This window comes from Litchfieldia salsa (genome assembly GCF_900104555.1).
Taxonomy (GTDB): Bacteria; Bacillota; Bacilli; order Bacillales; family Bacillaceae_L; genus Litchfieldia; species Litchfieldia salsa.
Map to the genome: position 1 here is coordinate 70,814 of NZ_FNJU01000011.1, position 23,456 is coordinate 94,269.

Consider the following 23,456-nt stretch of genomic DNA (forward strand, 5'->3'; position numbering starts at 1 on the left):
CATTATCCTTTCGGTTTAAATAGTAATGCTACGATAAAAGCAAACAATATGGCTGATGAGATGCCTGCTGAAGTTAATTCAAAAATACCCATCCCAATCCCAATAAATCCGTGTTCATCAGCTTGATGCATTGCTCCATGTAAAAGCGAATGTCCAAAACTTGTAATAGGTACCGTTGCACCCGCACCTGCGAACTCAATAAAGTTATCGTACAGATTAAATCCGTCAAGAATTGCTCCAAGTACAACGAATGTACTCATAACATGTGCGGGGGTTAACTTAGCCACATCTAACAAAATCTGCCCAATAACGCAAATACCTCCACCAACTAAAAATGCAATGATATATTCCACGAACGATCATCCTTTATTCTTCAATTGTTCTTTCTAATACAACTCCATGTGCGATGGTTGGAATGGACTCCTTTTGTTGTATCATCGTTGGACTCAATAGGGCGCCAGTAGCAACCACTAGTACCTTTTGAAGATTCCCTAAGATTAACTGTTTGATAATATGTCCATACGTTACAACCGCTGAACATGCACACCCACTTCCCCCTGCAAAGGTTTCTTGATCCTTTGAGTAAATCATTAATCCACAATCATTATGCCTAGTATTTAAATCGTAGCCTTCTTCGAGTAGTAGTTCCCTTACAATCGGACTTCCAATCCCCGAGAGATCACCTGTGACGATTAGATCATAATCCTTTGGTGAAGTACCAAGATCTTCGAAATGGGTCTTTATCGTATCAGCAGCAGCAGGAGCCATTGCAGATCCCATATCAAACGGATTATTAATTCCTAGGTCATTCACTTTCCCAATGGTCGCTGACGTAATTCTAACTGGTCCTTTTTCTTTGCTAACTAAAGCAGTCCCAGCACCAGTAACCGTGAATGTGGCAGTACTTGGTTTTTGTCCTCCATATTCTGTTGGATAACGAAACTGTCTCTCAGCTGTCGCATTATGACTGCTTGTTGAAGCAATGATTCGATTCGCAAATCCACCTGCCACAAGAGCTGATCCAACAGCCAAAGTTTCCATTGAGGTTGAACAAGCACCAAACATACATAAGAAGGGAATTTGGGTATGTCTTGCAACATAATTTGATGTAACATTTTGGTTTAGTAAATCACCTGCTAGAAAAAAATCAACATCTGCATAAGAAAGATTCACTTTGTCAAGACAAGTAGTGATTGATTGCTCCATTAACCTTCGTTCTGCGAGTTCCCAGTTCTCTTCACCACAATGCAAGTCTTTATGTGTAATATCAAATTGAAATCCTAAAGGACCATCCGCTTCCTTTGGACCAACTGCAGTTCCAACTGAATTAATATAAATAGACTGATTAAATTTCCATGTTTGTTTTCCTACTAATTCCATTTACATCTTCCTCTCATCTACATTAATGCGAGGTGAAACAAGTATCTAATAATTCCAACCACATAAGTGGCAACGACACCAAATACAATTACACTTCCTGCAAGTTTAAACATATTAGTACCTATTCCAAGAACAATGCCTTCACTTTTATGTTCTAGGGCCGCACTTGTCATTGAATTCGCAAAACCCGTTACTGGCACAGCCGATCCGGCACCAGCAAACTGACCTAACTTATCATATACACCGAATCCTGTTAAAACTGACGCAATCAGAATCAATGTTGCTACAGTAGGGTTCCCAACTGTTTCTTTAGTGAAATCAAATACGTTTATATAGAAATTTTGAATTCCTTGACCAAAAGTACAAATGATTCCACCTACAAGAAATGCTTTTAAACAATTCATCAATAGTGGTAGTTTAGGTTGAAATTGTTTTATATTGTTTTTATAATCGTCTTTTAATCGATTAGCCATCCTAGCCCCTCCTTTATAAGAAGTTCATTAAAGATTGACAAAATATAACCAATGAAAAAGTGATCCTATTACTTTACCTAGAACAATTGCCATTAAGAGTGCAATAATTTTATCATCTACCCTTATTCGTTTTGCTAGAATTGGCCATACATTAAGAACTTCAGTAAGCGCTGCTGCTAGCATGCCTACATATATCCCACTCGCTAAACCCACAGGAATGGTAAAAAAGTTTGGTAAGGAAAGCACGATATCTGTAAGGCTAAACCAACCTCCCATAAGGGCACCAAACACGACTCCCCACTCTATTAAGTGAATATATTTCCATGTTTTTGTTAGTTGAGTTAGCCTAGGTATAATCCCTAACACTGCTAAAAAGGCGACAAATCCTGCACCTACAGCCAGTCCACTAGCGAATCCAATAAAAACGATTAAGATTATTTTAAGGATCATCTATTTTTTTTATGCTTTCCTTATTTTCGTTTATAATTAAGTAGTTATCTAAATCTTGTTGGTAATTAAACATTTCAACTTCGAGTGGACTAGGTTCTTCATTAATTCTCTTTTTAAAAATGTGATTGAAAAATAGGATCATCCCTAATCCCAATCCAATTGAGTAAGGAACTTGAAGTAATAGTGGCTGCTTTTCTTTTTCACCAGTTATCACTTCATATAACTTCTGATGTACCTGCTGCATGCTTACATCTTCATGAAAATTCATAATTGTTAAAGCTGCCCCTACAAATAATAAAAACCAAATCAATACAAAAAATAAATAAGGATACTTTTTTTTAGCAAAAACAATTTCAATTAACGCTTGGGACGGTCCGATTGTTTGAACGTCTATCTCAGGATCAAAAATTTTCACTTTTTTAATGACATTCATTAGATCAATGACAACAATCGTTTTATCCTGAATCGTAATTTGGTAAATTGGGATATTCTGTATTTCCTTGCATTGTTCTTCATTATTACAAATAATTTGAGCAATATCGCTCATTCTCACCAGTTGATTAGGTCTAACTTGAATGCGATGGCGCAAGCGTACATATATCGTTTTCTCCATTACCTTCACACCCTACACGTTGTTATCTCTGTAACTGTAGTATGGTATTTGTTACATTCTCTAATGCAACCATTAATTTCCACAAAAAAACCGAATGGATGTGCTAAGCATCCATTCGGTCTTTCATTTGCTGCAATATTTTCTTTTCAAGTCTTGAAACCTGAACCTGCGATATCCCTAATCGTGCCGCAACCTCTGATTGCGTTTGATCCTTATAATATCTAAGATACACAATTAATCGTTCTCGTTCATCTAATTCTCGGATTGCTTCTTTCAAAGCAATCTTATCAAACCATTTTGTTTCACTATTGTCTGCAATTTGATCTAACAAAGTAATTGGGTCACCATCATTTTCATACACGGTTTCATGGATAGATGATGGAGTGCGGCTCGCCTCTTGTGCTAATACAACATCTTCCGGTGTGATTTCTAGAAATGTAGCAATTTCTACCACCGTTGGCACTCTTCCCAATCGCTTAGATAGCTCATCCTTTGCTTTACGGATTTTATTACCAGTTTCCTTTAATGACCTACTGACCTTCACCGTACCATCATCTCGAATAAATCGTTGAATCTCACCGATAATCATCGGAACTGCATACGTTGAAAACTTCACATCATAGGATAAATCAAACTTATCAACTGATTTTAATAACCCTATACAACCAATTTGAAACAAATCATCTGGTTCATAACCACGGTTTAAAAAGCGCTGAACAACAGACCAAACTAATCGCATATTTTTCTGGACAATTAAATCTCTGGCCTCTTGTTCCCCGTTCTGGCTTCGCTTAATTAAACTCTTTACTTCATTATCCTTTAAATACGTTTCAGTTTTTTCGTTCTTGACCTCCACATCCATTGGCTAGTCTCCTTAATTGCATAGCGCTTTGCTCTTTGATAAATGCTTTTTCAAACGTAATACAGTACCCTTTGACTCTGATGTCGCAATTTCAACTTCGTCCATGAAATTTTCCATAATGGTAAAGCCCATTCCTGAACGTTCAAGTTCTGGTTTCGTCGTAAATAAAGGTTGACGCGCTTCTTCAAGGTTTGATATCCCCATTCCTTCATCACGTATCGTCATTGAAACCACACAGTCTTCTTCAAGTGTACAAGATATATACACGATGCCGTCCGGGTTACTATCATACCCATGGATAATAGCATTCGTAACAGCTTCTGATACCACTGTTTTTATTTCTGTTAATTCATCCAAAGTCGGATCAAGCTGCGCAATGAAAGACGCTACTGTCACACGTGCAAAGGACTCATTTTGGCTAAGTGCTGAGAATTGGAGATGCATCTCATTTTTCATGTTATGCCACCCCCAATGTTTGTAACGCATAATTTTCATCTGTTTCTAATCGAATAATTTTAAATAACCCTGACATGTCGAACAAACGTTTGACCGATGGAGAGATTGAACAAACAACCATTTCCCCACCCTTACTTTTCACTTGTTTGTAACGCCCTAGAATGACTCCTAGTCCAGAGCTATCCATAAAGGATAAATTTTCAAGATTTAATAAAATATGATTAATATCCTTACTCTCTATTACACTAGTTACCTTCTGACGCAATTCTTCTGCAGCGTGATGATCTAATTCACCAGTAAGACGAATGCATAACACATTGTTTTTAACTTCTAGTTCTATTGCGAGACTCACTACACTTTCCTCCTTGCTTTTCGTATAATGAGTTTTTCTATAAGAACCCTCTAGATTCCTTCTTCATGACAAAACTAGTGCTCATTCGTCAAAACTAGTGAATATTCTTTACGATGATTTTGTAAAAGTACCAATTGTACGTTTAAATAATTTCCACCAACTAGCTTCTTCGATATCCTCACTAGCTAAAAGTGGACTTTCGCTTAAAACTTTATCGTTTTTCTTAATAATTAATGTACCTAATTCATCACCTTTTTTAACTGGAGCACTAACATCCTCTTTGACGATGAATTCTTTTTTTACATCATCAATCGCTTCACCTTTTTTCGTTAAAACAGAAATTGGTTCAGATGTGACTAAATCTACTGTATTTTCACTACCTTTACCTACCTTCACCTTTGAAACAACTTCATTTCGCTCAAACATCGGATGTGTTTTAAATTGACTAAAGCCATAGTCGAGCATTTTTGTCGTTTGAGCATTTCGTTCCTTTGGTGTCGGTGCACCCATGATAACTGTAATTAATCGCATTCCATCTTTTTCAGCAGTAGCTGTTAAACAATACTTTGCCTCACTTGTGTATCCAGTTTTTAGTCCATCTACACCCGGATAGAATTTCACTAAACGATTGGTATTTACTAGCCAAAATTTATCATCCGAATCTTCTCTTAAGTAATCTTCATATTTCCCTGTATACTTTGTGATTAATTCATATTTTAAAAGCTCTTTTGCCATTATAGCCATGTCATAAGAGGTACTGTAATGGTTTTCAGCAGGTAAGCCTGTTGGGTTCTGGAATAATGTATTCTCTAAACCTAACTCTTTGACCTTTTGATTCATTTTCTCAACAAATCCTTCTTCAGAACCTGCAATCCTTTCGGCCATGGCAACAGACGCATCATTACCAGATGCAATTGCAATTCCTCGAAGCATTTCATCAACTGTCATTTCCTCACCAGGTTCAAGAAATATTTGAGAACCACCCATTGAAGCGGCATGCTCACTTGTTCGAACCTTCTCATCTAAAGAAATACTACCTTGATCAATTGCTTCCATAATTAATAACATTGTCATTATTTTCGTCATACTTGCTGGTGGTAATTTTTCATGACTATTTTTATCGTATAAAACTGTACCCGTGTCTCTTTCAATGACAACTGCTGATTTAGCATTCTCAGCCAGATTCACAGATGTTCCCTTTTCCTCTGCAAAAGCAAATGGGGTACTAACAGAAACTATCATTGATAATAGTAAAAAACTAATGAAATAGCGTTTCATCTCCAAACCCTCCATTCTTATATACATCCCATTTTTCCCAATTAACACAAATCTATACAAAAATTTTGGTCAATTTTGGGATTAAAAAATAAAGCTTGTTTTCGTATAGAGTTTTGCTTTAAAAGCCGCAGGCTGAATACACTCCGCGTCCGGCGGGTGACCAGTGAGCCTCCTCGTCGCTGAATCTCCTTTGGGGTCTCACTTTGGCCACTGGTCCCGCAGGAGTCTACGTGTATTCAGCCTGCTAGAAACTAGCTTTTCAATGTTTTATAAGCTAAAACAACAAATTTTGATAAAACAGCTAATAATAAAAAAACAGGTAAATTGCATTAATACTTCGCAATTTACCTGTTTTTACGTTTCTTCTATATAATTTTTTCAAGAATTAATGTTGGGCTTTCAACTTTTTCGCTTGAAATTCTAATACTATCGTATAGTTTATTTTTTACTTCTTCGACATTTTCACGATTACTATAAATAGTAACTAGATTTTCTCCTTTTATTACTTGATCACCGATTTTCTTCTTTAGAAGAAGTCCTACGGCTAAATCAATAACTGATTCCTTCGTTGCTCTTCCTGCACCTAATAGCATAGCAGCAGTTCCCACACCATCTGCGATAATCTCTGATACATAGCCATCTTCTTTTGCTTCAAGTTCGATTTTATACGTAGCTTGTGGAAGTTTAGAATAATCATCAACTACTGAAGCATCTCCACCTTGAGCACTTAAGAACGCCTTTAGTGTTTCCAGCGCTTTTCCATTTTCGATTACTTCTACAAGAAGTTCTCTCGCCGCCTCTAACGAATTAGCTTTTTTGGCTAAGTAAACCATTTGGCTTCCTAATGTCAGACAAAGCTCCTCCAAGTCTTTTGGACCTTCACCCTTCAACGTATCGATTGCCTCTTGAACTTCTAACGCATTTCCGATTGCATAACCAAGTGGTTGACTCATATCAGTGATCACAGCAATTGTGTGTCGACCAACATTGTTTCCAATATCAACCATAGCTTTTGCTAGATCCTTTGCCTCTTCAAAATCCTTCATAAAGGCCCCTGCACCAGTTTTAACATCTAGAACAATTGCATCAGCACCTGCAGCAATTTTTTTACTCATAATTGAGCTTGCAATAAGAGGAATACTATTTACTGTCGCTGTAACATCTCTTAATGAATAGAGTTTTTTATCGGCCGGTGTTAAATTCCCACTTTGCCCAATAACAGCCACTTTATTTTTGTTAACTAGCTCAATAAATTCTTCATTCGTTATTTCAACATGAAACCCAGGGACTGCTTCAAGCTTATCAATTGTTCCACCAGTATGACCTAACCCTCGGCCTGACATCTTCGCAACCGGCACTCCAACAGCTGCTACAAGCGGAGCTAAAACAAGAGTTGTAGTATCACCAACACCGCCTGTACTGTGTTTATCAACCTTAATTCCTTCAATTGCTGATAAGTCAATCTTTTCTCCTGAGTCAACCATCGCCAATGTGAAATCAGCGCGTTCTTCATCTGTCATGCCACGGAAAAATACTGCCATAGTGAATGCACTCATTTGATAATCTGGAATATCACCTTTTGTGTATCCATCGATAATGAACGTGATTTCCTCTTTAGAAAGTGTTTGTCCATCTCTCTTTTTCTCTATTAAATCAACCATTCTCATATAATTCACCTTTTTCCTTTTCATGCAATCTTTTCAAGTCAATGACACAGATTAAAGCTGATTGATGATTTCTTTAACGAAAGATAAAAAGTTTGCTTTAACATTTTCTGTAGTTTCAATTACTTCATCATGGGTTAATGGCTGATCTAGTATTCCTGCTGCCATATTAGAGATACAAGAAATACCAAGTACTTTCATGCCTGAATGGCGCGCCACAATAACTTCGGGTACTGTTGACATACCAACCGCGTCCCCACCAAACACTCTAAGCATTCTCACTTCCGCTGGAGTCTCATAGCTTGGACCTGTATTCCCTACATAAACACCCTCTTGAATGGAGATACCTAGACGGTCAGCAACTGACTTTGCAAGTTGTCTTAATTCTTTTGAATATGCCTCTGACATATCAGGAAAACGAACTCCTAAGTCTTTGTCATTTTCACCTATTAACGGGTTCGTTCCCATGTTATTAATATGGTCGCTTATTAACATTAAATCGCCCGCTTCAAAGGATTCATTTATTCCACCTGCTGCATTTGTTACGATTAATGTAGAAACACCTAGCTTCTTCATCACGCGTACTGGAAAGGTTACTTTTTCTAAGCTATAACCTTCATAAAAATGAAATCGTCCCTGCATAGCAATGACTGTCTTTCCATTAAGTGTTCCATAAACAAGCTGTCCAGCGTGCCCTTCTACCGTTGAAACAGGAAATTCAGGAATTTCTTGATATGGAATTTTTATTGCATTCTCAATTTCATCTGCTAATACTCCTAATCCAGACCCTAAAATTAATCCTATTTCAGGAGTTTCAGGAAATTTCTTTTGCAGAAATTCTGTAGAGATATCGATTGTTTTTTTATTTACCATTTAAATTCCCCCTAATTGATGAAAGAAAGCTCTCACCATACTTTGGCATACTCACATTGAAGTTCTCAGCAATTGTTGCACCTACGTCCGCAAATGTATTTCTTATTGGAAATTCTTTTCCACTAATCATTTTAGGACTGTACGCTAACAAAGGAACATATTCTCTTGTATGGTCTGTACCAGGATACGTAGGATCATTACCATGATCTGCTGTAATCACTAATAAATCATCTTCTTTTAATAGTTTCATTACCTCATTTAACCTTGAGTCAAAATCCTCCAGTGCTTTTCCATACCCATCAGGATCTCTACGATGACCATACAATGCATCAAAATCAACCAAATTTAAAAAGCTAAGCCCTGTAAAATCCATATGTAATGTTTCAACTAATTTATCCATTCCGTCCATATTTGACTTAGTCCGTAAAGATTTTGTAACACCTTCACCGTCATAAATATCTGCAATTTTCCCTATTGAAATTACATCTAACCCAGAATCCGCCAACTCGTTCATGACCGTTCGTCCAAAAGGCTTTAGAGCATAATCGTGCCGATTAGCAGTACGTTCAAATTGACCTGGTGAACCAAGGAATGGTCTAGCTATGACACGACCCACCATATATTTTTCATCAAGAGTTAACTCACGCGCAATTTCACAAATCTTGTATAACTCGTCAAGTGGCACAACCTCTTCATGTGCAGCAATTTGTAAAACCGAATCCGCAGAAGTATAGACAATTAAAGCACCTGTTTCCATATGCTCTTCGCCTAATTCATCCAATATTTCAGTACCCGAAGCTGGCTTATTTCCAATAATATCTCTACCTGTTTTTTCCTTAAGCTCCTGTAAAAGTTCATCTGGGAACCCTTCTGGAAATACTCGGAATGGTGTATCAATATATAAACCCATTAGCTCCCAGTGACCTGTCATTGTATCTTTTCCATTTGATGCTTCCTGCATTTTCGTGTAAGCTGCTAGTGGTTTATCAGCTTTTGGGATCCCTTGCACTTCTTTAATATTTCCTAATCCTAACTTTTGCATGAAAGGCATGTTAAGACCATTTACATGATCAGCAATATGCCCTAATGTATCAGAGCCTACATCGCCGAATTTCTCTGCATCTGGTGCTTCGCCAATACCTACAGAATCCATTACAACTAGAAATATTCTTTTATATGTACTTATAGACAATTGTTGTTCTCCTCCTATCAAAGGGTTTTCATATTCACTTCCTAGTTTATGAACTACCCAACACACTTATTATATTCCCCGTCTGAGAACTTACTAATCCCACGGTTACACTTGTCAGAAGTCTGACAACCTGAGTATAAAATTGATAGTCTCTGATTGCAAGGAAAATATGATGGAATCGTAGAATTTTTTTCCATTTAACTTTTCTGTTAAAAAAAATAGACTACTGAGGACCCCCTAGTAATCTTTTCTGTCCATTATGCTCTTGGATGATATAGGTTATAAACGTCTTTCAATCTAGCTTTTGTTACATGTGTATAGATTTGAGTTGTTGAAATATCAGCATGTCCTAACATTTCCTGAACCGCACGAATATCAGCACCATTTTCTAAAAGGTGGGTTGCAAATGAATGCCTTAGTGTATGTGGTGTTAAATCTTTTTGAATATTAGCCAAGGCTGTTAACTTTTTTAAATTTTTCCAAAATCCTTGTCTAGTCATTCTATTGCCATGGTGATTTAAAAATAATGCCTCTGATTTATTCTGCTTTAATAAAAGTGGTCTTCCATTTTCAAGGTAGCTAGAAATTGCTCTTGCTGCAGTTGCTCCTAATGGAATGATTCGTTCTTTATTTCCTTTCCCAATACAGCGGACAAAGCCCATTGTTATATGAACATCATGGATATTTAAGCTAATTAATTCACTCACACGTATCCCTGTCGCATATAACAACTCTAACATGGCTTTATCACGGATTCCAAAGATGGTATCGTCTTTAGGAGCCTCTAAAAGTGCTTCCACTTCTGATATATTTAACACTTTAGGAAGTGTTTTATGTTGTTGTGGTGTTTCGATGTGAACGGTTGGATCCTGGCTCGTTATTTGTTCTCTAAGAAGAAATTGGTGAAAGGATCTTATAGATGCAATTTGGCGAGCAAGAGTCTTTGCTGATTTTCCCCGCTCGTTTAAATATTTAAGAAAGTGAAGAATATGTATTCTAGTTATTTCTTTAAAGGATGTGATTTTCTCAACATTGAAAATATATTTGTGATATTCTCTTAGGTCTCTTTCATAAGAAACAATTGTATTTTCTGCTAATCTTCGTTCAACGATTAGATAGTGCAGGAAATCTTTAATCTGGTCTTCCATTTTCACTACTCCCCATAATGGTAGAAAAACTTCAATCGATCAAACCATTTATATTCTTCCTCACCTACTGTTGAAACCTTAACAGCAGTACCCTGTGGTTCATCATAACGGTGATAGTTTTCATATTCTTGATTGATCCACATAATACCATAATAAAATAAAATCGTGCAGCCCGTAAATAATATAAAGATTTTAACAGTCCCATACATCATTTGTATCATTTGTCTCATTTTGTAATCCTCCAAAATTGTTACTTTATTAAGAAGATATGCCAAAATGATTCTGTTTTATACATACTTGTCTAAATCTTTCAGATATTATGATCGGCTCGTTTAGTTTACCTCAATGAAAAAAGGCAGGTTCTAGGGTGTTAGCGTACATACCACCCGTGAACTGCCTTTACTTTTATTCTTCTATTTGTTCTGTCGCTGCTTCATCTTTGTCATGACATCGATGGCAAATACCATGAAAAGTGAGACGGTGGTCTTTTATAATAAAGTTCCATTTTGTTTCGACTATTTCTTCTACATCCTCAAGAAGATCTTCTTGGATTTCATCAACAGCACCGCATTCTATACATACTAAGTGATGATGAAAATGAGCTGCGCCCTCTTGGCGTAAATCATATCTTGAAACTCCATCACCGAAATTTATTTTATCAACAATTTTTAACTCGGTTAATAATTCAAGTGTTCGATATACAGTCGCTAATCCTATTTCCGGCGCTTTTTCTTTAACGAGGAGGTATACATCTTCAGCACTCAAATGATCCTCTTCATGTTCAAGAAGTACTCTTACAGTCGCTTCACGTTGTGGTGTTAATTTGTAGCTCGATGAATGCAACTGCTTCTTGATCCGTTCAATCCGATTTTCCATCTTACAATTCCCTCCCTCGCCATTACCATCCTATTATAGCAAAGATACGGAAACTGTCCAAATAAAATTATTACAAATAAATAAAAATAATGAATATCATTTAAAAATAATTTTAATTTTTAAACCCCTCTATTCCGATCAGTTTTTAATATTCGTTATTTAAAAACATCGATTACACTCTTCATTAAGGCTGGTGAGGCAAAGGCTTCAAATCCAGACGCCAGTAATAATACGATGCTTATTCCGACCATTGCAAGTGTATATTTTGTGAATAACTGAAGGATAGGTTCATTTGCTCTTTTCATAAATTGTTGACGAATCATTTTCAAGGAAAATGATACGGAAATTGTTCCGATAATGATAAAGGCTGGAATAATTAACAAGTTCTGGGGTAGCACAGATACAATTGATAACAAGAATCCGTCCCACTGCATTTGATTCACTAAAAATCCAACTGTAAATCCAACAACTACACCTTTTAAAAATAAAAGAATCAGAATGACCGGTAATCCAATAATCGATATACCAAGTAACCACATTAATCCTACCGATTTTATATTATGAAAATAGCTTTGCTTAAACATATCAGTAGCACTCGCAAATCTACCTTCAGATACTTGTCCAAAAAATTGACTAAGGTAATAATATAAATCCTGTTTTTGGCTTAAATTTAAACTATTAACAACAACTGCACCAAAAATTACACCCATTAAAAAGAGCACTGTGATAAATATATAAATAGAGGCATGCTCACGTCCATGGTTTTGTAATGCTATTTTTATTGGAGTCTGTTTTTTCATTTTTGTTCCTCCTATCAGTCTCTTACTAGATTCTATGAATTTTTTTAGAAACTATGACCTCAGATAAGAGAATTTATTTGTAATTTTATTATTTTATAATGGCTGTTTTCGCATAGATTGTTGCTTTTAAAGCCGCAGGCTGAATACACTCCGCGTCCGGCGGGTGACCAGTGAGCCTCCTCGTCGCTGAACCTCCTTTGGTGTATCACTTTGGCCACTGGTCTGAGCAGGAGTCTACGTGTATTCAGCCTGCTAGAGTCTAGCTTCTCAATGTTTTATGTCTAAAACAACAGAATTTTAAAAAACAGCCTTTAGAAAAATAGCTTTTATATTAAAAAAAGCCCCGTTAGGAGCTTGGTGATTACAATTTAACTTTCCCATAAATCCCACCACCGCCAGATTGAAGGGTTAACTTACCTTCTCTAGCAAAAATAATGGTTTCTGCGATTTTTTTAGGTAGAATTTCTTTTATTGCAGACTCTGGCGCCTCATGGATGATTGCCATTTCTGTTTTAAAATAATTCCTCAATTTTTTTAGTGTTTTCGGTCCAATTCCCGGAATAAATTCAAGTGGAACTTGGTGAATATAAGGAGCCCTTGTTGAAGGTGAAACCGATTCACCACTCCCCAACTCCATTATCCGATCATAAACACCTTTGACAAATCGATGATGTCCACAATGGGGACAGGTTTCTTCTACAAGATCCTTTATTAACTTTTCACACTTTTCACAGGTCGTTTTATGATACTTTCCTAACAATGGGTCTAGACCATAGTTGACCATAATTTGTCTACCCTGTTCGCGATGTAGAGCTTTCCTTAATTCTTCAAAAGTAGGCTCTACCATCAATATTTTTTGGTACTCTCTAGCAATTTTCCCTAGTGAATGTGCATCTGATGGTTACATAAGGGTACGCATGTAGCTCTGATATATGATCAGCCATTATCGTATCTGAGCTTAATCCCAGTTCAATCGCATCAATTAGTAATGGATTGAACACCTCTGTTAGCGTTGATTTGACTCCTTTCCCATATAAACTCTTATATGGAGTGAAGACGTGAGCAGGTATAAATAGACCTTGTAGCTCTTTGACTTTTTCTTGAAGTACTGTTCCACGTTCATAGATTCGTTGGGAGCTCAAGGAAATATTTTTCATCCTTGTTGCTAACCATCGTGAAAACTCCCACATTTTCTCTATTGTCGGTAGATAAGCAAGAACATGAATTGGCCCTTTACAATTTTCATCATAAATCTCCAATTCCGATCCTAATAGCAGGGTTACATCCTTGAAACGCAAGCCTCCTTCTTCAAACTGAAAAACATCACCTTTGTCCATTAACCGCTCTAGTTCATTTAACACTTCTGGGACATGACAGTCTATCACGCCAATCATATCCATCCCTTTTATCTCAGTCGCTTCTAATAGAATATTTTCGATTGTTAACGATTTTGCACCTGTAATCTTAACAGGCTTCCCCGTATTCGTACGACCAATATGGATATGTAAGTCTACATAATACTGATTCATTATTTCCCTAATACCTGTTGTAGCTGTAAATATTGAACAGCATATGCCGTTTTGGCATCATAGATTTGTTTCTCCTCTAGTAAACCAAGCGCTTCTTCTAATGACACTTCTAGTAAATCAACAAACTCATCTTCATCTAATGGTGCAGCATTTTCCTTTTTTGATAGTTTTTCTGCAACATAAAGGTGGACTAGTTCATCAGCAAAACCAGGTGATGTATAAAATGAAATAAGTGGTTTTAATGTTTCACATATATAACCTGTTTCTTCCTCAAGCTCCCTTCGTGCTGTCACAATTGGTTCTTCTCCCTTTTCAAGCTTTCCTGCTGGGATTTCTACCATGACTCTCTCCATTGCCTTTCGATATTGTCTAACCATCAAAATTTTACCTTCATCTGTAATGGCAATAATCGCAACAGCACCAGGGTGTTTAATGATTTCCCTTTTACTCATTTTTCCGTTAGGAAGCTCGACATCATCTACATGTAAATCAATAATTTTACCTTCAAAGATGGTTTTCCTTGAGAGTGTTTTTTCTATTAAATGATCCATTTCTTCTCAACTCCTTGTTCTATCACTGATATCATACTCATACATTTTACCATAATCTGTTGAATTATTATGAATGGTAAAGGAGTGAACTTTTGATGAAAATTTATGTGTTAGAGAAAGGATTAACAATGGTTGGTAAGCCTTGGGAGATTCGCCAAAAGCTAAAAGAGTACAGTAAGGAGTTTGACACCGTTGAGGAATGGCTCAATGCTAATCAAGCCCTTTCCACCAAAAATAGCACAAAAAAAGTCATTTGGTTAGATTCTAAATCCTCCAAATGACCTTTTTATATGTTAGACGATTTCTGTTTTAAAAACGGTACTCATGTGCTTGATGAATGTATCATGTTGATCAGTAAAAGTAGCCATTTTATCCTGATGTGCAACTGTTTTATAACCTCTTACATATGCACCATAAGCTGTTAAAAAATTACAGATGTCTGTACAAACTCCTGTTAAGTGCACTTTGGCAACGTCTCTCTTTCGTAACTCATCGTCAAGACCAGTGTTGTAGAATGCATCATATTCTGGTTTACCTATGTATACTACATTCTCATGATGCTTGTTCTTTTCATACCATTCCTCAAGCTCATTGAACAACTTTTGCCCCCAAGTACCTTCTACATTATGAGCTGGCCATAACTCAAAATGAGGGTCGTCTTCTTTATGATTGTCCATGCAAATTGCCACAACATCTCCGTTTTCTAAAAACTGATTTGCTGCTTCCAAAATATTTGGAACAATTACCTGTGCAGGCTTTCCCACAGTCAGATTCCCTTCATCTGAAACGAAATCATTGCTCATATCGATGATTAATAATGCATCACGACTCATTTCTACCCCTCCTTTTATTTCTCACCTTTTCTTCTTACTTTCTTATAGCTAAGAATACATGCTAGTCATTTCTGTTTCAACTTATTTGAGCTATACATGGTGAAATTGTTACAATGGAATCAAGGATTGGAGGAATCGAAAATATGAATAAACGTCAAATTGGAAAATCTGATTTATTTGCTAGTGAGATTGGCCTTGGTTGTATGAGCATTGGAGTTGAAGAAGCTCATGCAGTAAGGATCATTGATGAAGCAATAGATAGTGGGATTAACTATCTTGATACAGCCGACCTATATGATCAAGGTTTAAATGAAGAGTTTGTCGGTAAGGCCATTAAGGGTAAAAGACAAGACCTTATTCTTGCAACAAAGGTCGGTAATCGTTTTGAACGAGGAAAAGAAGGCTGGTCTTGGGACCCTTCAAAAAAACATATTATGAATGCTATTAAAGAAAGCTTACGCCGATTACAAACTGACTATATTGACCTCTATCAGTTGCACGGTGGAACAATGGAAGATCATATTGATGAAACAATCGATGCGTTTGAGGCATTAAAACAAGAGGGTGTCATTCGATATTACGGGATTTCATCAATTCGTCCTAATGTTATTCAAGAATATGTAAAACGTTCTTCGATTATCAGTGTAATGATGCAGTACAGTATCCTTGACCGACGACCAGAGGAACAAGTACTTCCTCTTTTAGAAGAAAATCAAATTAGTGTTTTAGCTCGTGGTCCCGTTGCAAAAGGTTTTTTAACTGAACGTTCCTTTAATCCATCCAAGGAAGCATTGTTTTCAAAAGGCTATCTTGATTATTCTTCCGAAGAATTAAAATCGATCGTTACTAGGATTAGAAATAGTTGTGATGGCCGTTCCTTAACAGAAATTGGCTTGCGTTACATTCTTCAAAGTTCAACAGTCTCTTCAGTCATTGCCGGGGCAAGTAATGTCGAACAATTACATGCAAACGTTATTGCTGGATCATCTTCGTCACTCACCGATGATGAAATGAAGCAAATTAGACAACTAACTAAATCAGCAGGTTATGCTCAACATAGATTGTAGCATTTGTTTGAGGCTGTCAGCTGTTTGTTTCAGACAGCCTCTTTTTAATTTTATTTATAATCATTCCACTTTAAAGGACTTTCATTTAACAATTCTTCGAATGACTTGTTTTTTTCACGTTCTTTTCGTTCTTTGCGTTTTCTTTCTTCCTCTCTCTCAATTTCCACTCTTTCTTGTTCCTTTAATTCTTTTTGTGTGTTCTTTAATTTTGATACAATCTCTTCATTCAATAAGTCTCCTAGACTTAGCTTTTCTTCTTGCTTCTTTTTAGTTGGGTGTTGCTGTTTCTTTTTTGCCATTTTAATTCTCCCTTTTCTACCTTAAAAATGATTCTATAAATTAGTCCTACTTTTAACCAGATTATATCATGTTTGTTTTTTTATAAAAACTGTTTGGCATGAGCATCAATTTCCCATTCGTGATACTATAAGCCTATAGACTTGTTGGAGGAATTTGTTTATGAAAAAAACTTTATTTTCACTGGGTGCAGGAATTGCTTCTTTAACTGCAGTTGGACTTCTTTTTACAAATAAAATCATCTATATTAAAAAGAAAAGTGACGATACCATTCTACATCGGGAGTTATCTGAAGGAAGATTTACACTTGAAGAATTCAATCATTTAAATAAAGACACGATTACTATTCCCTCTAAGTTCGGCTACTCGATTCAAGGGTGGTTTGTTAAAGCAACAAATGACAAGAGATTTATGATTATTTCTCACGGTGTGACCATGAATAAAATCAACTCAATTAAATACATGAAGCTATTTTTAAGTCGGGGCTGGAATGTAGTCGTTTACGATCATCGAAGTCATGGGGAATCTGGCGGAAAAACAACTAGTTATGGTTTTTATGAAAAGTTCGACTTACAATCAGTTGTTTCATGGATAAAAAACCAGTATGGAGATGAGAGTGTGATTGGTATACACGGCGAATCCATGGGAGCAGTGACGACTCTTCTTTACGCTGGAATGGTTGAGGATGGTGCTGATTTCTATATTGTCGATTGTCCTTTTTCGGATTTTAAAGACCAACTGAAATATCTTCTAAAAAAAGACTATAATCTCCCACCGTTTCCGGTTCTTCCAATTGCAAATCAACTGTTGAAACTTCGGGAGGGTTATCGCATGGAGGATGTATCCCCTATCACAGTTATCAAAAATATAAAAAATCCTGTTTTGTTCATTCATAGCGCTAAGGATGATTATATCCTCCCTGAAATGACTAAAAAGCTCTTTGAATTAAAAGAAGGGCCTAAAAAATTATTTATTGCCAAGAACGGAAATCATGCTTATTCCTTTGGCGAAAATAAAGAGGAGTATGAATCAATCATTGATCAATTTTTAGACGAAATATTATAAAAAGTGCCAGGCACCATAAGTGGTACCTAGCACTTTTTATGCGTTAAGACATCTTATCCTAACACATCTGTAATCTCTGTATAGTTTTCTTCAATATACGCAATCGCTAAATCTATTGTCTCAAATTCTTTCGCTTCAAATGTAACCTCATCTTGAATCAACCATACATCTTTCTGTTCCATATCACTTCCTGCTACAGACCAGTGAAGCAGGCTGAGTGGGTGATTATCACTTAAAAATGATACCCATGTTTTGTTTTCTGCTACATTTTTAATCGTTTTAAGCTTTTGGTTCATGTGTGAGTTCTCTCTTTTCTATTAACATCATACGTGGATTTAATATTTGATTAGGACTTCTCAATAAATAACAGTTCGCAGATTCTACATAATCAATCTTTAGTTGTTCATCATAAAAGACCTTTTTGGATTTCTCTACTAATACTGGACAAAAATTCGTTTCAAACCTTTCCTCATCCTCTTCCTGGTGATCAACAATCCAAAGGGTTGGGACACCACTGACCACACACCCACAGCCTTCAGTTTCATATTTCACCTTTAGTAAAAGCTCATTATTAATTTTCTTATGATTTAAGCGTGTTATCGCTTCCTCTGTAAATGTAAATTCCATCTATAAATCCCCTTTACTTCTTTGTTCATTCATTTTATCATATTTCTCTATTTTACACATATTGTATGTATATCACCTAAGAAAAGCGCAAGGTGCCCGCTTATCGGCGACAGGCATAAGACGAGCCGTCTAGAAGGTTGCTTTTTACCTTCTAGACGGCTTGGCTTATGACCCCGAGCCGATGGCGCCTGGAGCTAGACACTAAAACCGAGTGCAAAATTTTTCTTATTTTATAAAAAAAGGGGGGGAGTATTTTGACAAAAGGACAAATTAAAGTTAATAATAATGGATCTCTTCGAGTGACAGGTGATGTGGAGCTTATTGATGCGCAAGGAAATATCTTTGACACGAAACACACTTTTTCACTTTGTCGCTGTGGACTTTCAGCAAAAAAACCATTTTGTGATGGAGCACACAAAGGAAATTTCGACTCTGTTGTTAGCGCTAAATAATCATGATCATAAGGGCTTCTCCGCTCTAATTTATACAGAATTCTGTAATTCATTTGTCTATTTTACAAACTTTTCAAAATTTCTCTTGCTACACCTTGCTTCCCTATCTATACTAAAGAAGATAAATACATATTTTAAAGGAGTGTTTTTAATGGTTGTTACTGTTTTAAAACCAATTTTCGCTGAAGCGGCAAGTCAGTTAGTGAACACAACAAGTCAATTTCCTGGAACTGTTCTTATTAAGAAAGAACACTGGGTAGTGGATGCAAAAAGTTTACTGGGAGTATTAGCACTTTCATTACAACCGGGGCAAGAAGTTGAGATTACTTCAGATGAAGGCGAAGAAGTGTTCAAAGCTCTGTTTGAGTTAAATATTTTCGAACAAAAATAAACAGTCTTCTCTTAAAATTTTTTATCCAAAAAGTTATGCGCTTTCATTTCCAAAACGATTGAAGGATGACGTCCACTCCAGTTTGTTCACCTAGGCAAAAGAGTGTTACGACCATCCTTTTTTATTACCTCAATTGTTTAGTCTTAAATCCACCAGTTGGCTTGCTCCAATATAATGAGGCTCACCGAATTTATCCACCAAATGTAGTTTTTGATTGAATTCATCATAATGATGCATTTTTCCAATCAGAAGCTTATGCCTCCTATTTTCGTAATAAGTAATAACTAGCTGCTTTCCTGCTTCCATTGCTTCAAATAGTAGACTATTCATTGCTTCAAGCTGTTGCTCGTCAAGATCAGGCTTCTGTTGATCTAAATCCTCCTTAGCCCAGTCCCTTAATAACTTCACATGCTCTGGCAGCATCATTGATGTCCACTTTATAGCTCCACGATCTCGAATCATCTGCACTCAAATCCCTTCCCTTAATTCGCCTTATGTCCACCAACAAGCTTACTCCGATGCCTTGCGGTTCCCGCATCCGTATAAGAAACTGCTCGTAAAATGGCATTAGCACCGTACTTACTTCGAATAGAGTCCATCACATATCCTACCTTGCGTTGCTTCAAACGCTTCGAATAAAATAAATCCAATTGCATTTCCTGATCTTCTTCAATATTTGAAAGCATTAGCGAAATTTTTCTGACTGTCCTTGGAACATAATGCTTTTCAAATAACTCAAGACATACTTTATAGATTTCCATTGTAATATTCGTGCTAGAATCGATGGTTTTGGAACGATAAAAACCACCACCAAATTCCTCATGACTATAACCTATCCCTAAGCTGATTGTTCGCCCAGCCTTTTTATGTCGTCGCGCCCTTCTTGCAACTTCCTCACAGATTTCCAAAATAACATGCTTAACCTCTGTTGGGTCTGGATAATCTCGTAATAAAATTTGACTTTTCCCGAAACTGATTTGCCCTTGAATAATTGGAGCTCCTAATTCGGATAAATCGACCCCCCATGCATGATGATAGAGTTGGTTTCCCATCACTCCAAATTTCTTCTCTAACAGGTCAAGTGGATAATTTGCAAGCTGCCCAATTGTTGTAATACCCATTCTATTTAATGTTTTTTCAACTTTACTTCCAATTCCCCACATTTGGCTCAGTGGTGATAGGGGCCAAAGCTTTTCTTTTATATCTTGATAAGTCCACTCTGCAATCCCTTTTTTCTTTGCTTCAAGATCAAGACATAATTTAGCTACCAACATATTCGGTCCAATCCCAATCGCACATGGAAGTCCATATTCATGTTCAATTTCAGCCTTAATTTTCTGTGCAATGATTGTTGCATCTCCCCAAAGCTTTTCTACTCCATCTATCTTTAAGAAACTTTCATCCACGCTATACGTGTGAATGGCTTCCTTTGGTACATAGCGGTTGAATAGTTTCGTAATTTCAGTTGAAATTCTTAGATATGTAGCCATTTTAGGATTTACAATTTGAATTCTTGGATCCTTTGGAATTTCAAAAAGCCTCGAACCTGTCTTAATGCCAAATTCCTGCTTCATTTTAGGAGAAGCAGCCAAAACAATGCTCCCCTGGCGCTGTGTATCACCGACCACAGCAAGATAGCATTCTAATGGATCTAACCCTAGCAAAACAGCTGCACAGCTTGCGTAGAAGCTTTTCATATCAATGCATAAAATTTTATGTGTTGGAAGTTGACTGTAATCAATCATAAAATCACCTTCACTCAGAGAATGTATGTTCGTATTTATATTATATTCTATATATTAAGCGAATATACGTTCGATTTCAATGGAAATTTCAAACAGAAAATGATCATCTTTGAAAATACGAGGTATAATGAGGTACCAACTAATGAGGGTGTATATATGGACGAAAAATTACTACATAAAATGATACAGAAATGCTTTTTACAATATAATCATAATCTGGAATCAGTTCCGCTCACAAAGGAAGAGTATCTAGATCTACTGGTGGAGATTAAGCAAGTACTAGCGATAAATCCCAATGAAAATCTCTATGACATAATTAATGACCTTGTATATGAATATCTAACAAAATGAGGATACCCATAGTTGTACATCCTTGTTTGTCTATTTTAAGTTTTAAATTTTTTTAGGAAGCTAATAAAATCTATTGTGAAATATGCATATCTTGAAAATTTGGTGCAAAAAATGACTAATTCTGTGCATATACGATTGTTTCTCGCGCAAAAAATATAATTCTCGTGCATATCCGCAAATTCACCACGTAATTAGCCAAAAATAAAGTGCCAAACACCACATTGAGATCGTGGTGCCAGGCACTAAGGTTCAACATCTATTTCTTAAATAGCGCTTTACCACCGACTTTTTCAACGACTGTCGGAAAGAGAGTGTATAGCACACTTCCGATGTTCATCCATCCTGGAAGATTTAACTCACGTTTAGAAGTAAACATAATGTTCACTATTTTTCTAGCTACATCATCCGGTTCAAGCATAAATCGTTCAACATTTTTTACATAGTTTCCAGATTCGTCGGCAATATCAAAGAATTTAGTACGAATTGGTCCAGGGTTTACAGCCGTCACATAAATGTTTGTAGACGTAAGTTCCATTCGAAGACTATTTGTGAATCCTAAGACAGCATGCTTCGTTGCTGAATATACACTTGATTTTGGTGTAGCGAGTTTTCCTGCTTGTGATGCAATATTAATGATGTGCCCGCTGTTATTTGCCATCATGGTTGGAAGCACCATCTTTGTACAAGCAATCAGTCCAAACACATTGACAGCAAACATTTCCTTCGTTTCGGCAATAGTAGCGTCAACAACATGATCAAATTTACCATAACCTGCGTTGTTAATAAGCACATCAACCTTATTTGTCTTGTCTAAAATATCAAGAAACACAGTCTCAACAGCCTTTGAATCACTGACATCTACTTTATAATAGAGGGAATCAACACCCGTTCTCTCTTTAATCTTCTTTGCAATCTCAATTAATCTCTCATAACTACGAGCTAGTAGAACAGGTCTAGCACCTTGTTCAGCAACCATATAAGCGACTCGTTCACCAATTCCACTTGATGCTCCTGTAATAACAATTGTTTTATTTTTTAATGTACCAGAATTCATTTTATCACCTCAAAGAAATCAAACATATCTTAAATTTCTCCTAATCAATAGATAAAGTCAAGTTTACAAATATGCTTTTTCGTAATAAAGTATTGACATTATGAAAAAAAACACAGATAATTCTCTCAACTTTTTGTCTTTCTTAACTATAAAATAAACATTAGTTCAGGATCAAAAACATCATAATAGAGGAGAATCATCTTATGAAGAAAAAGCAAAAAATTGCATTTATTGGAGCAGGCTCAATGGCAGAGGCGATTATCGCAGGGATGCTACAGCAACAGTTGTTCACACCAGAACAAATCATTGTAACAAATCGTTCAAACAGACAACGACTACAAGAACTACACGAAACATATGGAGTACAAGTAACTCATAACAAACAAGAAGCTCTGCAACATGCAGATCTAATCCTTTTAGCAATAAAACCAAAAGATGTCACTGAGGGCGTCAAAGAAATTGCCCCCTTTGTAAACACATCCCAATTAGTGATCTCGGTTCTCGCTGGAGTCTCCACAGACACTCTCCTCCAGTTATTTAATAAAAGCATGGCGATTGTCAGGGTCATGCCAAATACATCAGCAGCTATTGGAAAATCTGCAACTGCAATTGCACTCGGGGAATATGCTACAGATATACATAGAGATCTTGTGCAAGAATTATTTGAGACAGTAGGACTTGTAGTATTAGTTGAAGAGGCAGAAATACATGCTGTAACAGGACTATCAGGAAGTGGACCAGCATATGTATACTATCTAGTAGAAGCGATGGAAAAAGCCGCCACAGAAATCGGACTAGACAAGGACGTTGCTAAGGATTTAATCCTACAAACAATCATTGGTGCAGCCGAGATGCTTAAATCATCGACTAAACACCCTGCTACGTTAAGAAAAGAAGTAACAAGCCCTGGTGGAACAACAGAAGCGGGAATAAAAGTGTTAGAAAACTACAATTATCAAGAAGCAATGATTTCCTGTATCAAACAAGCAACCAAACGCTCGGAGCAAATGGGTGAACAACTTAAAGAACATGTACTAAATCAAAAATAAGAATAACAATCCCTCACGTTGACAAAAG

The 23,456-nt window shown here is 36.5% G+C and carries 30 protein-coding genes and 2 pseudogenes; 7 read left to right on the forward strand and 25 right to left on the reverse strand.

The window, feature by feature from the left end; translation table 11 throughout:
- Positions 1-2: 2 nt before the first annotated feature.
- From spoVAE to BLQ56_RS17970, 18 genes and pseudogenes are all read right to left on the reverse strand, one after another.
- On the reverse strand, positions 3-353 hold the full coding sequence (gene spoVAE / locus BLQ56_RS17885) for a stage V sporulation protein AE (protein ID WP_090857597.1): 351 nt from the start codon (positions 351-353) through the stop codon (positions 3-5).
- 13 nt (positions 354-366) lie between these two features.
- Positions 367-1,380 carry a stage V sporulation protein AD gene (gene spoVAD / locus BLQ56_RS17890; protein WP_090857600.1) on the reverse strand — a complete coding sequence of 338 codons (1,014 nt, stop codon included), beginning with the start codon at positions 1,378-1,380 and terminating at the stop codon, positions 367-369.
- A 17-nt stretch (positions 1,381-1,397) separates the two neighbouring features.
- On the reverse strand, positions 1,398-1,853 hold the full coding sequence (gene spoVAC / locus BLQ56_RS17895; protein ID WP_090857602.1) for a stage V sporulation protein AC: 456 nt from the start codon (positions 1,851-1,853) through the stop codon (positions 1,398-1,400).
- 27 nt (positions 1,854-1,880) lie between these two features.
- Positions 1,881-2,303 (reverse strand): stage V sporulation protein AB, encoded by a 423-nt coding sequence (locus BLQ56_RS17900; RefSeq protein ID WP_090857604.1) that lies wholly within the window; start codon positions 2,301-2,303, stop codon positions 1,881-1,883.
- Positions 2,293-2,916 carry a stage V sporulation protein AA gene (locus BLQ56_RS17905; protein WP_090857607.1) on the reverse strand — a complete coding sequence of 208 codons (624 nt, stop codon included), beginning with the start codon at positions 2,914-2,916 and terminating at the stop codon, positions 2,293-2,295. The genes BLQ56_RS17900 and BLQ56_RS17905 overlap by 11 nt, the downstream gene beginning before the upstream one ends.
- Before the next feature lie 103 nt (positions 2,917-3,019).
- Positions 3,020-3,778: an RNA polymerase sporulation sigma factor SigF gene (sigF, locus tag BLQ56_RS17910; RefSeq protein ID WP_090857610.1), complete on the reverse strand. Its 759-nt coding sequence runs from the start codon at positions 3,776-3,778 to the stop codon at positions 3,020-3,022.
- A 12-nt stretch (positions 3,779-3,790) separates the two neighbouring features.
- Positions 3,791-4,234 (reverse strand): anti-sigma F factor, encoded by a 444-nt coding sequence (gene spoIIAB / locus BLQ56_RS17915; RefSeq protein WP_090857613.1) that lies wholly within the window; start codon positions 4,232-4,234, stop codon positions 3,791-3,793.
- A gap of 1 nt (position 4,235) precedes the next feature.
- Positions 4,236-4,586, reverse strand: a complete 351-nt coding sequence (spoIIAA, locus tag BLQ56_RS17920; protein ID WP_090857616.1) for an anti-sigma F factor antagonist — start codon at positions 4,584-4,586, stop codon at positions 4,236-4,238.
- Between the two features lie 108 nt (positions 4,587-4,694).
- Positions 4,695-5,864, reverse strand: coding sequence for a D-alanyl-D-alanine carboxypeptidase family protein (locus BLQ56_RS17925; protein WP_090857619.1), 1,170 nt, complete (start codon positions 5,862-5,864; stop codon positions 4,695-4,697).
- Between the two features lie 365 nt (positions 5,865-6,229).
- Positions 6,230-7,531 (reverse strand): pyrimidine-nucleoside phosphorylase, encoded by a 1,302-nt coding sequence (locus BLQ56_RS17930; RefSeq protein WP_090857622.1) that lies wholly within the window; start codon positions 7,529-7,531, stop codon positions 6,230-6,232.
- Positions 7,532-7,582: 51 nt separating this feature from the next.
- Positions 7,583-8,401, reverse strand: coding sequence for a purine-nucleoside phosphorylase (locus BLQ56_RS17935; protein ID WP_090857624.1), 819 nt, complete (start codon positions 8,399-8,401; stop codon positions 7,583-7,585).
- Entirely contained in the window at positions 8,391-9,587 is a 1,197-nt protein-coding gene (gene deoB / locus BLQ56_RS17940) for a phosphopentomutase (RefSeq protein WP_090857858.1), read from the reverse strand. The genes BLQ56_RS17935 and deoB overlap by 11 nt, the downstream gene beginning before the upstream one ends.
- 263 nt (positions 9,588-9,850) lie before the next feature.
- On the reverse strand, positions 9,851-10,741 hold the full coding sequence (xerD, locus tag BLQ56_RS17945) for a site-specific tyrosine recombinase XerD (protein WP_090857627.1): 891 nt from the start codon (positions 10,739-10,741) through the stop codon (positions 9,851-9,853).
- 5 nt (positions 10,742-10,746) lie between these two features.
- Positions 10,747-10,971: a YqzK family protein gene (locus BLQ56_RS17950; protein ID WP_090857630.1), complete on the reverse strand. Its 225-nt coding sequence runs from the start codon at positions 10,969-10,971 to the stop codon at positions 10,747-10,749.
- Positions 10,972-11,146: 175 nt separating this feature from the next.
- On the reverse strand, positions 11,147-11,617 hold the full coding sequence (gene fur, locus BLQ56_RS17955) for a ferric iron uptake transcriptional regulator (protein ID WP_090857633.1): 471 nt from the start codon (positions 11,615-11,617) through the stop codon (positions 11,147-11,149).
- A 155-nt stretch (positions 11,618-11,772) separates the two neighbouring features.
- Positions 11,773-12,417 carry a stage II sporulation protein M gene (spoIIM, locus tag BLQ56_RS17960; protein ID WP_090857636.1) on the reverse strand — a complete coding sequence of 215 codons (645 nt, stop codon included), beginning with the start codon at positions 12,415-12,417 and terminating at the stop codon, positions 11,773-11,775.
- Positions 12,418-12,778: 361 nt separating this feature from the next.
- Positions 12,779-13,946 (reverse strand): annotated as a pseudogene (locus BLQ56_RS17965) (endonuclease Q family protein).
- Positions 13,946-14,497, reverse strand: a complete 552-nt coding sequence (locus BLQ56_RS17970; protein ID WP_090857640.1) for an NUDIX domain-containing protein — start codon at positions 14,495-14,497, stop codon at positions 13,946-13,948. Before BLQ56_RS17970 ends, BLQ56_RS17965 begins: the two are co-directional and overlap by 1 nt.
- 95 nt (positions 14,498-14,592) lie before the next feature.
- On the opposite strand from BLQ56_RS17970, the pseudogene mciZ reads away from it, so the two are divergent.
- Positions 14,593-14,715, forward strand: a pseudogene (gene mciZ / locus BLQ56_RS17975) (Z-ring formation inhibitor MciZ); the annotation flags it as partial.
- A 75-nt stretch (positions 14,716-14,790) separates the two neighbouring features.
- Here mciZ and BLQ56_RS17980 read toward each other — a convergent pair.
- Positions 14,791-15,330, reverse strand: coding sequence for a cysteine hydrolase family protein (locus tag BLQ56_RS17980; protein WP_090857645.1), 540 nt, complete (start codon positions 15,328-15,330; stop codon positions 14,791-14,793).
- 143 nt (positions 15,331-15,473) lie between these two features.
- On the opposite strand from BLQ56_RS17980, the gene BLQ56_RS17985 reads away from it, so the two are divergent.
- Positions 15,474-16,397, forward strand: coding sequence for an aldo/keto reductase (locus BLQ56_RS17985; protein ID WP_090857861.1), 924 nt, complete (start codon positions 15,474-15,476; stop codon positions 16,395-16,397).
- Positions 16,398-16,447: 50 nt separating this feature from the next.
- On the opposite strand, the gene BLQ56_RS17990 is transcribed toward BLQ56_RS17985, so the two are convergent.
- Complete coding sequence (locus BLQ56_RS17990; protein ID WP_090857647.1) at positions 16,448-16,696, reverse strand: YqkE family protein; 249 nt, start codon at positions 16,694-16,696, stop codon at positions 16,448-16,450.
- Positions 16,697-16,856: 160 nt separating this feature from the next.
- Here BLQ56_RS17990 and BLQ56_RS17995 point away from each other — a divergent pair, with 160 nt between their 5' ends.
- Positions 16,857-17,759 carry an alpha/beta hydrolase gene (locus tag BLQ56_RS17995; protein WP_090857650.1) on the forward strand — a complete coding sequence of 301 codons (903 nt, stop codon included), beginning with the start codon at positions 16,857-16,859 and terminating at the stop codon, positions 17,757-17,759.
- 53 nt (positions 17,760-17,812) lie between these two features.
- On the opposite strand, the gene BLQ56_RS18000 is transcribed toward BLQ56_RS17995, so the two are convergent.
- Positions 17,813-18,055 (reverse strand): DUF2552 family protein, encoded by a 243-nt coding sequence (locus BLQ56_RS18000; RefSeq protein WP_090857652.1) that lies wholly within the window; start codon positions 18,053-18,055, stop codon positions 17,813-17,815.
- Positions 18,039-18,386 (reverse strand): iron-sulfur cluster biosynthesis family protein, encoded by a 348-nt coding sequence (locus BLQ56_RS18005; protein WP_090857654.1) that lies wholly within the window; start codon positions 18,384-18,386, stop codon positions 18,039-18,041. The genes BLQ56_RS18000 and BLQ56_RS18005 overlap by 17 nt, the downstream gene beginning before the upstream one ends.
- A 254-nt stretch (positions 18,387-18,640) precedes the next feature.
- Here BLQ56_RS18005 and BLQ56_RS18010 point away from each other — a divergent pair, with 254 nt between their 5' ends.
- Both BLQ56_RS18010 and BLQ56_RS18015 read left to right on the forward strand, forming a co-directional pair.
- Positions 18,641-18,838, forward strand: a complete 198-nt coding sequence (locus BLQ56_RS18010) for a CDGSH iron-sulfur domain-containing protein (RefSeq protein WP_090857656.1) — start codon at positions 18,641-18,643, stop codon at positions 18,836-18,838.
- 151 nt (positions 18,839-18,989) lie between these two features.
- On the forward strand, positions 18,990-19,229 hold the full coding sequence (locus BLQ56_RS18015; RefSeq protein ID WP_090857659.1) for an HPr family phosphocarrier protein: 240 nt from the start codon (positions 18,990-18,992) through the stop codon (positions 19,227-19,229).
- A gap of 129 nt (positions 19,230-19,358) precedes the next feature.
- On the opposite strand, the gene BLQ56_RS18020 is transcribed toward BLQ56_RS18015, so the two are convergent.
- The gene (locus BLQ56_RS18020; protein WP_090857864.1) at positions 19,359-19,691 is read right to left on the reverse strand and encodes a YolD-like family protein; all 333 of its coding nucleotides are present in this window, start codon (positions 19,689-19,691) and stop codon (positions 19,359-19,361) included.
- A 20-nt stretch (positions 19,692-19,711) separates the two neighbouring features.
- The gene (locus tag BLQ56_RS18025) at positions 19,712-20,974 is read right to left on the reverse strand and encodes a Y-family DNA polymerase (protein WP_090857662.1); all 1,263 of its coding nucleotides are present in this window, start codon (positions 20,972-20,974) and stop codon (positions 19,712-19,714) included.
- Between the two features lie 156 nt (positions 20,975-21,130).
- Between BLQ56_RS18025 and BLQ56_RS23655 the strand changes: the two genes are divergently transcribed.
- A complete protein-coding gene (locus BLQ56_RS23655) occupies positions 21,131-21,325 on the forward strand; it encodes a YqzH family protein (protein ID WP_175490374.1) in 195 nt (64 codons plus the stop codon).
- Positions 21,326-21,581: 256 nt separating this feature from the next.
- Here the strand turns inward: BLQ56_RS23655 and BLQ56_RS18035 are convergent, their stop codons facing one another.
- The gene (locus tag BLQ56_RS18035; protein ID WP_090857668.1) at positions 21,582-22,379 is read right to left on the reverse strand and encodes an SDR family NAD(P)-dependent oxidoreductase; all 798 of its coding nucleotides are present in this window, start codon (positions 22,377-22,379) and stop codon (positions 21,582-21,584) included.
- 203 nt (positions 22,380-22,582) lie between these two features.
- Here BLQ56_RS18035 and proI point away from each other — a divergent pair, with 203 nt between their 5' ends.
- On the forward strand, positions 22,583-23,428 hold the full coding sequence (proI, locus tag BLQ56_RS18040; protein ID WP_090857671.1) for a pyrroline-5-carboxylate reductase ProI: 846 nt from the start codon (positions 22,583-22,585) through the stop codon (positions 23,426-23,428).
- Positions 23,429-23,456 lie beyond the last annotated feature (28 nt).

What these genes read in the sequence shown, in the direction of transcription:
- spoVAD (WP_090857600.1), bottom strand. Translation starts at nt 1,380, where the DNA reads ATGGAATTAGTAGGAAAACAAACATGGAAATTTAATCAGTCTATTTAT.
- spoVAC (WP_090857602.1), bottom strand. Translation starts at nt 1,853, where the DNA reads ATGGCTAATCGATTAAAAGACGATTATAAAAACAATATAAAACAATTT.
- BLQ56_RS17900 (WP_090857604.1), bottom strand. Translation starts at nt 2,303, where the DNA reads ATGATCCTTAAAATAATCTTAATCGTTTTTATTGGATTCGCTAGTGGA.
- BLQ56_RS17905 (WP_090857607.1), bottom strand. Translation starts at nt 2,916, where the DNA reads ATGGAGAAAACGATATATGTACGCTTGCGCCATCGCATTCAAGTTAGA.
- sigF (WP_090857610.1), bottom strand. Translation starts at nt 3,778, where the DNA reads ATGGATGTGGAGGTCAAGAACGAAAAAACTGAAACGTATTTAAAGGAT.
- spoIIAB (WP_090857613.1), bottom strand. Translation starts at nt 4,234, where the DNA reads ATGAAAAATGAGATGCATCTCCAATTCTCAGCACTTAGCCAAAATGAG.
- BLQ56_RS17925 (WP_090857619.1), bottom strand. Translation starts at nt 5,864, where the DNA reads ATGAAACGCTATTTCATTAGTTTTTTACTATTATCAATGATAGTTTCT.
- BLQ56_RS17930 (WP_090857622.1), bottom strand. Translation starts at nt 7,531, where the DNA reads ATGAGAATGGTTGATTTAATAGAGAAAAAGAGAGATGGACAAACACTT.
- BLQ56_RS17935 (WP_090857624.1), bottom strand. Translation starts at nt 8,401, where the DNA reads ATGGTAAATAAAAAAACAATCGATATCTCTACAGAATTTCTGCAAAAG.
- xerD (WP_090857627.1), bottom strand. Translation starts at nt 10,741, where the DNA reads ATGGAAGACCAGATTAAAGATTTCCTGCACTATCTAATCGTTGAACGA.
- BLQ56_RS17950 (WP_090857630.1), bottom strand. Translation starts at nt 10,971, where the DNA reads ATGAGACAAATGATACAAATGATGTATGGGACTGTTAAAATCTTTATA.
- fur (WP_090857633.1), bottom strand. Translation starts at nt 11,617, where the DNA reads ATGGAAAATCGGATTGAACGGATCAAGAAGCAGTTGCATTCATCGAGC.
- spoIIM (WP_090857636.1), bottom strand. Translation starts at nt 12,417, where the DNA reads ATGAAAAAACAGACTCCAATAAAAATAGCATTACAAAACCATGGACGT.
- BLQ56_RS17970 (WP_090857640.1), bottom strand. Translation starts at nt 14,497, where the DNA reads ATGGATCATTTAATAGAAAAAACACTCTCAAGGAAAACCATCTTTGAA.
- BLQ56_RS17980 (WP_090857645.1), bottom strand. Translation starts at nt 15,330, where the DNA reads ATGAGTCGTGATGCATTATTAATCATCGATATGAGCAATGATTTCGTT.
- BLQ56_RS17985 (WP_090857861.1), top strand. Translation starts at nt 15,474, where the DNA reads ATGAATAAACGTCAAATTGGAAAATCTGATTTATTTGCTAGTGAGATT.
- BLQ56_RS17990 (WP_090857647.1), bottom strand. Translation starts at nt 16,696, where the DNA reads ATGGCAAAAAAGAAACAGCAACACCCAACTAAAAAGAAGCAAGAAGAA.
- BLQ56_RS17995 (WP_090857650.1), top strand. Translation starts at nt 16,857, where the DNA reads ATGAAAAAAACTTTATTTTCACTGGGTGCAGGAATTGCTTCTTTAACT.
- BLQ56_RS18000 (WP_090857652.1), bottom strand. Translation starts at nt 18,055, where the DNA reads ATGAACCAAAAGCTTAAAACGATTAAAAATGTAGCAGAAAACAAAACA.
- BLQ56_RS18005 (WP_090857654.1), bottom strand. Translation starts at nt 18,386, where the DNA reads ATGGAATTTACATTTACAGAGGAAGCGATAACACGCTTAAATCATAAG.
- BLQ56_RS18015 (WP_090857659.1), top strand. Translation starts at nt 18,990, where the DNA reads ATGGTTGTTACTGTTTTAAAACCAATTTTCGCTGAAGCGGCAAGTCAG.
- BLQ56_RS18020 (WP_090857864.1), bottom strand. Translation starts at nt 19,691, where the DNA reads ATGATTCGAGATCGTGGAGCTATAAAGTGGACATCAATGATGCTGCCA.
- BLQ56_RS18025 (WP_090857662.1), bottom strand. Translation starts at nt 20,974, where the DNA reads ATGATTGATTACAGTCAACTTCCAACACATAAAATTTTATGCATTGAT.
- BLQ56_RS23655 (WP_175490374.1), top strand. Translation starts at nt 21,131, where the DNA reads ATGGACGAAAAATTACTACATAAAATGATACAGAAATGCTTTTTACAA.
- BLQ56_RS18035 (WP_090857668.1), bottom strand. Translation starts at nt 22,379, where the DNA reads ATGAATTCTGGTACATTAAAAAATAAAACAATTGTTATTACAGGAGCA.
- proI (WP_090857671.1), top strand. Translation starts at nt 22,583, where the DNA reads ATGAAGAAAAAGCAAAAAATTGCATTTATTGGAGCAGGCTCAATGGCA.